This is a genomic window from Arthrobacter woluwensis (assembly GCF_900105345.1).
Classification (GTDB): domain Bacteria; phylum Actinomycetota; class Actinomycetes; order Actinomycetales; family Micrococcaceae; genus Arthrobacter_E; species Arthrobacter_E woluwensis.
Genome location: NZ_FNSN01000001.1, coordinates 19318 through 29644, shown reverse-complemented (window position 1 = coordinate 29644; position 10327 = coordinate 19318). Strand labels below are relative to the sequence as shown.

Below are 10327 nucleotides of genomic sequence, written 5' to 3'. Positions count from 1 at the left end.
GGAGCGCTGGTTTCGCCCGATGATGAGGTCGCCCTCCCAGTGTCCAGGGATGGCGCGTTCTTCGATCTCCGCGGGCCGGTCGCTGATCATGACCATAGGGTCGCGGTAGCGGGGCTGGCGCTGTTGGGCCTGCCGGCGCGGCTTACGACGTGCTCTCCCGGTGCGCAGAGCTTTGTGGAGCTCACGGCGCAGTTCTCCGCATCCTCGGATATAGAGAGCGAGGTAGATCGTCTCGTGCGTCACGTGCATCTCCTCCCTGCCGGGGAACTCGACCCGTAGCGTCTTCGAGATCTGCTCTGGACTCCACCGCCGATCCAGCTTCTCCTGAATGTACGCGCGCAGCTCCGGCATCTGGGCGATCTTCCCGGTCTTCGGACGCGGGAGACGACCCACAGCCCGCGCCTGCGCAGCATGAGGCCGATAATCGCCGGAGCGGGGATGGCTGTTGCGGCGAAGCTCCCTGCTGATCGGTGACGGCGATCTCTCCAGCTCTGCGGCGATCTGTCGCACGCCCCACCCCATCCGTCGCCGGTCCGGCGATCACGATCCGCTCTCTTCTGAGAGGAACCGGGACGACCGAACAGCCCCCCACGATCACCCGGTGCGGTGATCGTGGGGGCTGCTTCTTGTTTCGCTTCGAGGGACCGTTGCGCCACTCGCGACCGTCTTGATGTTGATGCCAACCGCACGGCACGCGCCCTGCTGGAGTATCCCTGCTGCATCAGCTCAAAGTAGCGCTGACGCTCAGCCACCAACTTCTTCCGACCCTGCGGCGACCGCACAGCACGAATCTCGAAATTCATCTGCAACTCCCGAATAGATCAGGTGTTGCAACGACCGATAGAACTCAGGCCCAGACGGGCACCGTTCAAGCCGTCATCGTGGGCTCCAGTCAGGTTGACATAGTCAGTCGTGGTGCTTTTCCATGAGGGACATGAGTGATGGGACTGTCCAGGCTTGGCGGAGGTCGTGGAGTGGTTGGCGAGGTTCACTGCCTGCCGCCGCGTGATCGGCATCATTAGCCCTCGTTCGCCTGGCGGCCAACTACCTCTGTCAGCCACGCTTCAACGTCGGCCTTCCTGTATCGAACGGCCCGAGTGCCGACTCGAATGAACGCCGGCCCGACGCCTCGGTATCGATCCTGCGCGAGCGACTGCACGCTCTTCCCAACCAACTCGCTATCTCCTCGGCGGTCAGAAGTTCATCAAGCCCGCCAGTCTGAGTCGTGTGGCGCTTTACCTGGTTGCTGCCAAGCTCGGAGCGGAGCTCTTCGAGTTCTGCAATGAGCGCATCGATGCGGCGACGATGTCGGAGTGGATCTTCGTGGTCATGGCTTGTCCTTTCGGATGATGGTTTCGTCATCAGGGCGTCGCGGTCTCGCGCGTCACTATGGTGACGATCTGACTGAAAGTGATTGATCTCTTCTTTAGAACTTGAGTGAGACTTAGGTGAGTTTCGCTATTACGTAAGTAAGTACTCTTAACTCTGCGAGCTGTTTGCGACGGTTTGCGACGGTTTTGCTCGCAAACGGATCGCAAGTGCGATCGCATTTGCGAGGATTTTGCGACGGTTTGCGAGGCTACTTCGGTACCGTTTCGGGTGCGTGACCACTGTTCGCCTTGTCAGCGGCGGTTTTGCAGTGGGTGCAGGCCCCGTCGAAGACGCGTTTGTTCTCGTGGTGTCTGACGTGGTTCCCGCGAGCCCTGCGGAGGCCCTATTTTCGGTGAGGTTTTCGGGCTCCGTTTGGTGCTTCTCGTAGTCGTGGATTGCCCACTTCTGAGGCCCTTCCTGTCGAGGAGGCCAGCGTCAACCAGCTCCTTGAACGGGGCCGCGCCACGCACTTTGCATGCCCGCTCAGCGAGCATCCCGCCACGCCCCTGCGCCTTCGCTTTCAGGATCAACTGGAGGTGGAGGAGCTGTGCCGAGTCGGTCAGGAACTCGATCTTCGGGTTGTCGAAGTAGTCAACGGAGACCTTCGCCCACAGCCGCTTGTCTGGGGCTGACATCCGCTCCTCCTTCCTGTTCTTGTCGTGCTGCCATGCGTGGAGGGCTTCGAGTGCTTGTTGGGTGACGACGCCGTTGCCGCAGCTTTGATCTGGTCGTTGGCGCTGATGTCCACGGCGGTGATCAGCCGGCGGGTTGGCCCATCATCCACTCGGTGAAGCGGGTTGAGGCGATGCTTGCCGCGGCTGTTCGGTACGGTGGGCGCGGCGAGGGCGTGCGCATGACGTTCTCCCACCGACGGATCGCGGGTGCGCGTTTGAGCCGATGGATGTTTGAACGGCCTGGCGAGTCGGGCGCGGGGTCCATCCGTCATGTGCGGGGGTTGCGGGGGTTTGTTTCCGCGTACTGGTACATGGTTCCTCCTTTCGCGGTCGACGTTGGCTGCTGCGAGGTCACCGACTGGTCTGGGTGGTCGCGGGTTGCGCGGTGGTCGAGGTCTTCTTGCGCCTCGTACTCTTTGTGGTGGTCGCATTGGAAGCGGGTGAGGCAGACGCCGGTGTGGGACGGCAGAGGTGCAGCAGCGATCCGTCATGCGGCGTCCTCGCGACCGGTGATGTGCTTCGCGATAAGGTCGGGACGGAACCCATACCAGTGCAGGTCTTCCTCAGGGGTGGATACGTAGAGGACGGGGCCGCCATGTAGCCGAGGTTCTTGACGAAAAGGAATGCATAGGATTTCCGTGATGTCAACTCGTCCGTATACGACGCCAGCTTCGTCGAGGCGCTTTTTGGACAGGGTGCACTGCGAGCACTCGGGCTTCTCATAGATCACCACGGCGACACCGTCGCGGTCTTGAATTGTTCGAGGATCGTGAGTCATTTGTGAGTCCTGTGAGTTTGGGCGGGTGCTGTGCCGTTTGGGGTACAGCACCCGCTTTTGGGCATGAAAAAAGCCAGTCAGTGGGTGACTGGCTCAGAAGGGAGGTGCGGCGTCCCAGCCTTGGGGTTCGGTTGGTGGCTGGTTGGTGGACCGGTTCTGGCGGTTGTACTGGACGGCGTCGAACTCCTGCGATTCGGTCCCGCGCGGTTGCGCGTGGAAGACGAGATTCTTGCCGATGGCGATGACCCTGAGTTCGTCTACGGTCCGTTTCTCGCCTTCTTTGGTGGTGTAAGAGCGGGTCTCGATCTCGGCTTGCACGATGACGTTTGCTCCCTTGCGGAGGGTGTTGGCGACGTTCTCGGCGAGGGTTAGTTTGCCCTGGTTCCAGGCTGCACAACGCCAGAACTTCGTTTCGGAGTCTCGCCACTCGTTGCTGTTGCGGTCGAACTTGCGGGCAGTGACGGCGACCTTGAAGTTCGCGACGGCTGATCCGGAGGGGGTGAACCTGAGTTCCGGATCGTTGGTCAGGTTCCCGGTAACGGTGATGTTGGTTTCATTCGCCACGTGTTGCTACCTCCTTGATGTGTTCGAGTTCTTCGGGTGTTGCCCCTGCTGCTTGTGCGCGGGTCCAGAGGATGCGGAGTTCGTCGGGGTCGCCTGCGAGTTTGTCGGCCTCGGTAGCCCAGTCGGTTCGGGGCGCTTCGGTGAGGGGCTGGACTGTGAAGCTCTTGCGCTTTCCTCGGGTGACCGTCAGTGGGACGTGGACGGGCTTGTCGATGTGGGAGAGATGGCTGATTTCGATCCCTCTGACCGTGTCGCGTCCGAACTTGATGTCCGGGTTTCGGAAGAGGGTGATGCGCCGGCCGGGGAAGTCTGCGGTGTCTTTGCTCCATGCGAACGCCAGGACTCGCCGCATGCTCTTGGACGGTTTGTAGGGGCGGCCAGGTGCTTCGACGAGTTCGACGTTGACGGGTTGTTCAGCGTTGCCCTCGGTGACGGCGTGGATGGTGTACGTTCGTGGGCCGGCCATGAGGTCGTCGGCGTTGAGTTGGTCGGAGCGTGGTTCGATGCTCTTGGTGAGGTCCATGGTTAGATCTCCAGGTCTGCGAAGTGGTCGATTCGTGCGGTGGGCGGCATGTTCTTGGTTGCCTCGGTGTAGGTGGCGATGAGGGCTTCGGCGTTCTTCTCGAAGGTGAGTGCAGCCGCGATGATCGCGCTGAACCATTTCTCACTGGGGTAGACGCGCTTCACGAAAAGGGGCATGCCGCTGCAGAAGCTCACGTAGTCGCACCAGGAGCGGCGGGAGACGAGGAGCCCCGTCTGGATTTGGGCCATGTTCTCCGTGGGAACCTCACCGTTGGTGATGGTCTGGAGGTGCTTCTTCTGGCGGCGCGACTTTATCTCTATGAGCCCGTCTTCGCCTACGAGGCCGTCGGGTGAGAAGCCGAGCCGGATTCCCCAGTTGTCTAGGACCATGAATCCGACCTGTTCGACTGTGGTTGCTGACCACTGGGCGTATGAGTCTCGGGCGTACGGTTCGTCGAGCGTTCCCCTTTCCATGTCTGCTGTGACGTGGACGGGCTCTACGTAGCCGGTGATTCGTTCGGCGGCGAGGGTCGCTGTGAGTGCTCGCGCTGTGTCGTTGTTCGCGACTTTCACGCTGGTGGGTGTGATGAGTTGGCCGATGACTGAGGCGGTGAGGATGCCGCAGCGTGCTTGGAGCCATTCTTCGGAGCCTTGCTCGAGGTTGTTGTAGACGGTGAGGGTCATGGGGTGTCCTTGTCGAGTCCGAGCATTTGAAGGAGGTCGTCTGCGCCGTGTGCGATGCAGATCGCGGCCGCAGCAGCTTTCTCGTCGTCGGTGTTGTCGGCGGTGATGATGGTGCGGTCCTGGTAACCGACCGCGATGCCCTTGATGGGTGACGGGTTGATGGTGTGGTCGTAGCCCGCGTACTTCCGGGTCATGGCTTCACCCGCCCACGAGCAACATCCAGGGCGTGGATGGCTTCCCGATGTGTGTGAGCCAGGTGGACAGATTCTGGGTAGTTGAACTCCTTGTTCCAGAAGATGCGCTGAAGATCTGCTGCCAGCACGAACCAGTAGCCGCTCTTCTTGACGACACGGTCACGGTTGAGCCGCAGCCCAACCGGCCTGGGGTCCTTGCTCATTCGCCTTTCCTCCTGTCGGTTCCGTTGTGAGTAAAGAGTTGGTTCCGCATCTCGGTTGCGGCACGTGCGGCGGAGGCTATGTCGATGAATGCGCCGCAGTAGTAGACCTTGCCCCGGTGCTTCACCTGGGCTACAAATCGATTTCCTTTTGGGCTCACCCCCCGAACCCCCGTTCGAGAGTTGGCCTGTGCGCCTGCCCTGTTTTCCCCGTTCTGTTTGTTGGTCACTTCCCGAAGGTGGTCTGGGCGCACGCATGATGGGTTATGGCATACATGGTCGATCGCGAGGCCTGATGAGATGGGGCCGTAAAAAAGTTCGTAGGCAACTCGATGGGCGAGTTTCATACCTCCGTTGAAACGGAATTGTCCGTATCCGTGCTCGTTTCTGAATGCATTCCAGACCCAGCAGCTTTCGCTCTTGTCGACTTTCGACCAGAATCTGGCCTCATCCTGGGTCATGACTTGTCCTTTCTCATCTCGTCGGCGCGGTCGTTGTATCTGGTGTCCGCTTCGGCTTCCTCGGCGTCGCGGTCCCGGTCGTCGGGTTCGTCGTAGTAGCCCATTCGGTTCTCCTTCCGGGCATGAAAAAAGCACCCAGGAAGGGTGCTTGGTATGTTTTGGGGATGGTTGCTGATGTTCCTGAGCCGTGGTCGGGGTTGATGATGTCGGCAGGTTTTCGTTCGATGCGGGCGTTGGCTGTTGCTGCGGGCCTGTCGGGGCCGACGGTTGCCAGGTTGGTGAACGGGACGGGCACGTCATCGGCGGAGACGGTCAATGCTGTGGCGTCGGCGTTGGGTGTCCCGGTGCAGGATCTTCCCGGGGTTGGGGTGCGGGATGATTTCGGGGCTTACGTTCCGCCTGCTGAGTCGTCACGTTTGACGTTGCAGCAACGCCAGCTGATTGATGCGCTGATCAGGAACATGACCGCCTAGACGGCTTGGTCGTGGGTGGCGAAGCGGCGGATGGTCTGTGCGCGTTTGCTGTACGCCTCTGCGTCGCGGCTCCATCCGCCGTCTTCGAAGGCCGTGTGGGATGCGAGGAAGCACCAGGAGAAGTGCTCTGCCGCGAGTTCGGCGTCGGTGAGGTGCTTGGCCTTGCGCATCCCGTCAGCCCAGAGGAAGTGGACCGCGCGGGTAGTCGGCCAGGAGGCGGGGTGCGTGTAGACGTTGGCGATGTCGTCGCGCTTCCAGATGGTCACGGGCTCAATCATCATCGTTCCTGTAGGGGTGATGATGTTGTGATGGTTCTACCTCCACGGTTGCCGTCCTCATAGGTTGTGATCAGGTAGCGGTTGGTGTTGATGCAGTCGAGTTCTTCGCGGGTGAAGTGAACGGTTCCGCCAAGTTTGTCGAGCAGCGCCCACCCGAATTTGTTGGCCTCGGCGAGCCCAGCCCTCGCTTCCCTGAGTTGTCGTACGAGTTCTTTCACGACGTCGGGGCCGGTCCCCGCGATGAACATGGCGTCGGCTTCGGTGAGTCTGGGCCGCCCGTTCATGAGGGTGTTTGGCCCCCACCACTTCACGCCAGTATCGGCGGCGTTGCAGAGGGCTTCGATCCGGTCAAGATCAAGCACGGTCATGATGGTTCTCCATCTCCTTGCGTAGGCGGGCTTGGACCAACAGGAAGAGCGGGTCATTCCAAAGGATCTCCTGAACGATGTACCCGGACTGTTCAAGTTCGGCGAGAAGTTCATCCCGCCGTTCTCGGGTGAACCCATCGAACTTGAAGTACATATCCGGGCGAGTCGAGTCCCGGTAGATCGCCCTGACTGGAATCCAGTTGCCCATCATTCGCCCCCTTCCCAGGCGACGGTGACGCCGTTCGGGTTGAACTGCGCCAGGGTCTCGCTGGTGTAGTCACGTTCGTAGCCGATTCCCTGCCACCAGTCCTGCGCCTTCTTCTTGACGGGATCACCGAACCGGTCCAGCACCACGGATCGCACGGGCAGTTTGTCGAGTTCGTCGGCGTTCTCGATCACCCGGGGCCGACGTGCTTCGGCTCTCACGGATTCGAGCCATGCGTCGAACCGGGCTTGTTCCTCTTCGACCTCGGCGAAGTCCGCGTAGGCCAGCTCCGATGCCTCGGCCGACGTGAACATCGAGTCCACGAAGCGATCCCGCACGTAGTCGGTGGTCAGTTCGTCCCGCTCGTCAGTCATTCTTCTCGGCCTCCTTCAACTTCTCGGTGAGCCACGAGTACGCACCCCAGGCGTCGTCGCATGCCTCCTCGTAAACCTCTTCGGCTTCGTTGGCGAGTTCCTGGATGATGGCCCGGCGCACGGTGGGGTCCTGCGCGAAGTGCTTGGCCAGGTGCGGGATGGCGCGGTTGATTGCGGTGCGTGCTTCGTCCATGTCGCACCCGTAGTACTCGGCGACGTTGTCAACGGCGGCTTCGAGGTGGTCAGTCATCGGAGGCCTCCTCGTAGGTCTTGGCGAAGATGTCGGGCTTGCAGGGGTAGAACTCGTCGTTGACGCCCTTGACGATGAAGTCGCCCTTGCTGACCGTCATGTCGCCTTCGAGCGTGCTGATGACGAGGTGGTTGTCGCTGGGGCGGATGTATGCCGTTGGGCACCACTCGGTCACCTTCTTGGCGGTCGGCGTGTCGAGCGTGTGGACTTCGAAAGCTTCAACGACGAGTGGCTTCTTGCGGAACTTCTTGGGGGTGTTCATTGCGTTGTTCTCCTTGGTGTGTTTGTTGTCGGTCCCTGGTGGGATGGTGGTGTGGTGAGTGAGGATGTTGGGTTCCGGGACCCGAAGCCGTGGCGGTTGCCGGTTGTGGTGCCGGATGAGCTGGTGGATGAGCGGCTGGTGTACCGGCCTGTGCATGGTGTCGCGGTGTGGGCGACGTTGACGTTCGACGGTGGTGAGCCGGACAGGATCGTTGAGGGTTTCGCGGTCGCATGGACCCGGCAGTTCGTGCTCGTGCAGACCCGGTGGCAGCAGTCGTACTTCCTCGGGTCCCGGGAGTTCTGGCTGAACGCCGCCCAGGTGAAGCGCCGCGCCATCATCCCCAGCCGCCCCAACCGTGCACCCGAACAAGTCCACAACCGGCCTCAGAGAGGATGGCGACGGGTGGAGTAGACCTACTCACCCTCTCGATACGCCCGGAAGTTCATGGGGTCCCTGAGCTCGTCGATATAGAAGTCCACGCGCTCGCCCTCGCCGACCTTCACCAACCGGATGGCCTCCGCCTTGGAACTCGCCTCGACGGCCTCAGTGACGACGGCGACCTCGTTGAAGTTGACGTAGTAGAGCCTGCGCTCAGCCATGGTCGCGCGCCTCCTCCACGAGTTCTTCGACGGACCGAAGGCGCACCACCTGGGCGATGATCGTCGCGCCATCCGGGTCGGCCTCGGTCCACGCACCCGCATCGTTGATCTTCTTCGCCGCCGCGCCCGCCCGCTGGCGAGAGCGGAAGGGGCCGCAGGCGTCGACCACGAGACTGAGGTCCAGAAGGACAGCCACGATGTACTGCTCGCTCACGCCTTCACCTCCTGCCACGGAAGAACCAGGCGGGCGACGGCGACATCAACGAACCCGTGGTCAGCGCCTTGCCTCACGAACTCGCGGGACGTTGACTCGTGGCCCGTCATGTCCACTTCGGACGAGCCTTCCCATCGCACGCCCCATTCGGTGGTGGTGTGCTGGGCGATGGTCTCCATGACCACAGCGGCCTGATGCTTGCGGAGCCACGCCTTTGCAGTTGTTCGGAGGGGTGAGCCGCTATCTTCCTTGCAGCCAGTGCATCGATAGGTTGCCGCGTGACGCAGCGCTGCGACCACGGATTGGTGCCGTTCCAGTGCCTCGGTGATGGCGGTTTCCAGGGCGGGCGGGAAACCAGGGGTGGGGGTGGGAGCGGTCATCAGAAGTCGTCCTCTCCGAAAGCCATGTAGTCGTCATGGATGATGCCCCGCTCCTCAGCGGACTTGGGCCCGACGTTGTACTGGTCGTAGTAGCCAGTCTTGTTTCGGCGGCGGGCCTTGGCCTTCCCAGCTGCTGATCGGATGGGCCACTTCGCGATCCTGTGGCCGGTAGCCTCGTGCTCGCGGGCGGCGGGTTCTCCGATGAGTACCGGGTTGCATCCGACGACGGTGCACCGCCAGCGGTTTCGCTGGTTTCGCTCAGCCATGTTGGGTTTCCTTGTTGGTGTGGAGCCGGCGGACCTCACGCACGGCCTCGGCGGCGTTGAGGGCCTTTGCCTGGCTGTATTCGCCCCAGTGCTGCCACTCATCGGTGGCGCAGTCGGGGTCCATGGCGTTGAGGATCGCCAGCGCTTCTGCCTGGAGTTCGGCGGCCTCCGCCTCAGCGGCAGCCTGGGCATCGAGCATCCTGAAGTGATCGGTCAAGCGTTTAGCGGCCTCTTCCAGGTCACTACCAAATGCGACGGCCTCTACCTTCCCGGGGCCGGTGAGGATCGCCAGGGCGACACGGTGCGCCTGCTCAGGGGACTTGGGCGTGAAGGTCAGCTCTTCGCGGCCCTGGTTCAACTTGATCCTCAGCGCACCGCCTCCCACACGGAGGAAGCGGTCGCCGTCGCGGTTCTCGAACTCGGTGGGCTGGGTGGTGGTCATTGGTGGGTCTCCTTGGATACGACTGAGGCCCCGGTGTTCGGGGCCTCAGAGTCCTTCATTGCTGGTCCGATTTCTTGCACTGTTCCGCACATGGCGTTCAAAGTCCTCCACAGACATCGGCGATCCGGTGAAGTGAACCTCAGACCGTGAGGACTTTCGGTTCTTCATCTGCTCTGCGTGGTCGATCTGGCCTTTGATGTAGCCACGACCGAAGGCTTTCCGCTCGAGCTGCCACGCGAACACCGCCCAAAACACTGTCAGGCTGATGTACACGGCCGTCTCGCGCTCGCCACGGATCAATGCCATGACAGCGTAGATAGTCAGGATCAGAGCGGTGAGTAGGGCTGGCCAGTAAGTGTTGCTGAGCCAGCGGAATGCTCGTGCGAAGTTCATTTGTTCTCCTCAGTGTCGAATGGGTCAGTGGGTTCGGTGTACGGCCAGTGTTTCGGCGGCGGGAAGAGGAATGCTCCTGTGAACGCGCACCCGACGAGCAGGAACAGGGTGAGCAAGGAGTTGTAGGCGTTCATCGTGCATCACGCTCCCGAATCGCAGAACGAGTTAGCCGCCACTGCATCTCACGCCGCTTCTCACCACGCACCGAACCGGCAGGCTCGACCACACCCCGACGCACCAACTCCGCACACCGCGAACGAATCGACTGATCAGCCGGAAACGACTTCGACGGAACGCCACGCTCCACACACAGCCCACGCACCCTGAGAACCAGCTCACGATGCGTCACAGGACGATTCCGGGCCGTATACAACG

At 61.6% G+C, this 10327-nt stretch carries 23 protein-coding genes; 3 read left to right on the top strand and 20 right to left on the bottom strand.

From position 1 onward, the window contains the following. Positions 1-522: IS30 family transposase (locus BLV63_RS00220; RefSeq protein ID WP_139244584.1), on the bottom strand; the 522-nt coding region annotated here is incomplete at its 3' end. Between the two features lie 705 nt (positions 523-1227). Here BLV63_RS00220 and BLV63_RS19015 point away from each other — a divergent pair. Continuing rightward, entirely contained in the window at positions 1228-1350 is a 123-nt protein-coding gene (locus BLV63_RS19015) for a hypothetical protein (protein WP_302846642.1), read from the top strand. Between the two features lie 1182 nt (positions 1351-2532). Here the strand turns inward: BLV63_RS19015 and BLV63_RS18200 are convergent. From BLV63_RS18200 to BLV63_RS18555, 7 genes are all read right to left on the bottom strand, one after another. Then, the gene (locus BLV63_RS18200) at positions 2533-2823 is read right to left on the bottom strand and encodes a thioredoxin domain-containing protein (protein WP_074783853.1); all 291 of its coding nucleotides are present in this window, start codon (positions 2821-2823) and stop codon (positions 2533-2535) included. Between the two features lie 93 nt (positions 2824-2916). After that, complete coding sequence (gene ssb, locus BLV63_RS00210) at positions 2917-3387, bottom strand: single-stranded DNA-binding protein (protein WP_066217594.1); 471 nt, start codon at positions 3385-3387, stop codon at positions 2917-2919. Next, the gene (locus BLV63_RS00205) at positions 3377-3910 is read right to left on the bottom strand and encodes a hypothetical protein (RefSeq protein ID WP_066217589.1); all 534 of its coding nucleotides are present in this window, start codon (positions 3908-3910) and stop codon (positions 3377-3379) included. Before BLV63_RS00205 ends, ssb begins: the two co-directional genes overlap by 11 nt. Positions 3911-3912: 2 nt before the next feature. Beyond that, positions 3913-4593, bottom strand: coding sequence for a lambda exonuclease family protein (locus BLV63_RS00200; protein WP_066217586.1), 681 nt, complete (start codon positions 4591-4593; stop codon positions 3913-3915). Beyond that, entirely contained in the window at positions 4590-4787 is a 198-nt protein-coding gene (locus BLV63_RS00195) for a hypothetical protein (RefSeq protein ID WP_066217583.1), read from the bottom strand. The genes BLV63_RS00200 and BLV63_RS00195 overlap by 4 nt, the downstream gene beginning before the upstream one ends. After that, positions 4784-4990 (bottom strand): hypothetical protein, encoded by a 207-nt coding sequence (locus tag BLV63_RS00190; protein WP_074783851.1) that lies wholly within the window; start codon positions 4988-4990, stop codon positions 4784-4786. The genes BLV63_RS00195 and BLV63_RS00190 overlap by 4 nt, the downstream gene beginning before the upstream one ends. Then, on the bottom strand, positions 4987-5448 hold the full coding sequence (locus tag BLV63_RS18555) for an HNH endonuclease signature motif containing protein (protein WP_074783849.1): 462 nt from the start codon (positions 5446-5448) through the stop codon (positions 4987-4989). Before BLV63_RS18555 ends, BLV63_RS00190 begins: the two co-directional genes overlap by 4 nt. A gap of 122 nt (positions 5449-5570) precedes the next feature. Between BLV63_RS18555 and BLV63_RS18195 the strand changes: the two genes are divergently transcribed. Continuing rightward, the gene (locus BLV63_RS18195; protein ID WP_139244583.1) at positions 5571-5921 is read left to right on the top strand and encodes a helix-turn-helix domain-containing protein; all 351 of its coding nucleotides are present in this window, start codon (positions 5571-5573) and stop codon (positions 5919-5921) included. Here the strand turns inward: BLV63_RS18195 and BLV63_RS00175 are convergent. Genes BLV63_RS00175 through BLV63_RS00150 form a run of 6 tightly spaced genes read right to left on the bottom strand, consistent with a single transcriptional unit; the run spans position 5918 to position 7658 of the window. Next, positions 5918-6202, bottom strand: coding sequence for a hypothetical protein (locus tag BLV63_RS00175; protein WP_139244582.1), 285 nt, complete (start codon positions 6200-6202; stop codon positions 5918-5920). The genes BLV63_RS18195 and BLV63_RS00175 overlap by 4 nt on opposite strands. Next, positions 6199-6567, bottom strand: coding sequence for a hypothetical protein (locus BLV63_RS00170; RefSeq protein ID WP_066217371.1), 369 nt, complete (start codon positions 6565-6567; stop codon positions 6199-6201). The genes BLV63_RS00175 and BLV63_RS00170 overlap by 4 nt, the downstream gene beginning before the upstream one ends. Further along, positions 6554-6778 (bottom strand): hypothetical protein, encoded by a 225-nt coding sequence (locus BLV63_RS00165; protein ID WP_066217375.1) that lies wholly within the window; start codon positions 6776-6778, stop codon positions 6554-6556. The genes BLV63_RS00170 and BLV63_RS00165 overlap by 14 nt, the downstream gene beginning before the upstream one ends. Then, the gene (locus BLV63_RS00160; RefSeq protein ID WP_066217377.1) at positions 6775-7146 is read right to left on the bottom strand and encodes a hypothetical protein; all 372 of its coding nucleotides are present in this window, start codon (positions 7144-7146) and stop codon (positions 6775-6777) included. Before BLV63_RS00160 ends, BLV63_RS00165 begins: the two co-directional genes overlap by 4 nt. Next, positions 7139-7396, bottom strand: coding sequence for a hypothetical protein (locus BLV63_RS00155; RefSeq protein WP_066217379.1), 258 nt, complete (start codon positions 7394-7396; stop codon positions 7139-7141). The genes BLV63_RS00160 and BLV63_RS00155 overlap by 8 nt, the downstream gene beginning before the upstream one ends. Further along, entirely contained in the window at positions 7389-7658 is a 270-nt protein-coding gene (locus BLV63_RS00150) for a hypothetical protein (RefSeq protein ID WP_066217381.1), read from the bottom strand. The genes BLV63_RS00155 and BLV63_RS00150 overlap by 8 nt, the downstream gene beginning before the upstream one ends. A gap of 54 nt (positions 7659-7712) precedes the next feature. Between BLV63_RS00150 and BLV63_RS00145 the strand changes: the two genes are divergently transcribed. Beyond that, positions 7713-8069 carry a hypothetical protein gene (locus BLV63_RS00145; RefSeq protein ID WP_139244581.1) on the top strand — a complete coding sequence of 119 codons (357 nt, stop codon included), beginning with the start codon at positions 7713-7715 and terminating at the stop codon, positions 8067-8069. 2 nt (positions 8070-8071) lie between these two features. On the opposite strand, the gene BLV63_RS00140 is transcribed toward BLV63_RS00145, so the two are convergent. From BLV63_RS00140 to BLV63_RS00115, 6 genes are read right to left on the bottom strand one after another with little or no spacing between them, the layout of a single operon-like run. Further along, entirely contained in the window at positions 8072-8257 is a 186-nt protein-coding gene (locus tag BLV63_RS00140; protein ID WP_066217385.1) for a hypothetical protein, read from the bottom strand. Continuing rightward, positions 8250-8471, bottom strand: a complete 222-nt coding sequence (locus BLV63_RS00135) for a hypothetical protein (protein WP_066217387.1) — start codon at positions 8469-8471, stop codon at positions 8250-8252. The genes BLV63_RS00140 and BLV63_RS00135 overlap by 8 nt, the downstream gene beginning before the upstream one ends. Then, complete coding sequence (locus BLV63_RS00130) at positions 8468-8851, bottom strand: hypothetical protein (protein WP_066217388.1); 384 nt, start codon at positions 8849-8851, stop codon at positions 8468-8470. The genes BLV63_RS00135 and BLV63_RS00130 overlap by 4 nt, the downstream gene beginning before the upstream one ends. Further along, entirely contained in the window at positions 8851-9117 is a 267-nt protein-coding gene (locus BLV63_RS00125; RefSeq protein WP_066217389.1) for a hypothetical protein, read from the bottom strand. Before BLV63_RS00125 ends, BLV63_RS00130 begins: the two co-directional genes overlap by 1 nt. After that, entirely contained in the window at positions 9110-9559 is a 450-nt protein-coding gene (locus BLV63_RS00120) for a hypothetical protein (RefSeq protein WP_066217391.1), read from the bottom strand. Before BLV63_RS00120 ends, BLV63_RS00125 begins: the two co-directional genes overlap by 8 nt. A 45-nt stretch (positions 9560-9604) precedes the next feature. Next, positions 9605-9952, bottom strand: coding sequence for a hypothetical protein (locus BLV63_RS00115; RefSeq protein WP_066217393.1), 348 nt, complete (start codon positions 9950-9952; stop codon positions 9605-9607). Between the last annotated feature and the right edge of the window lie 375 nt (positions 9953-10327).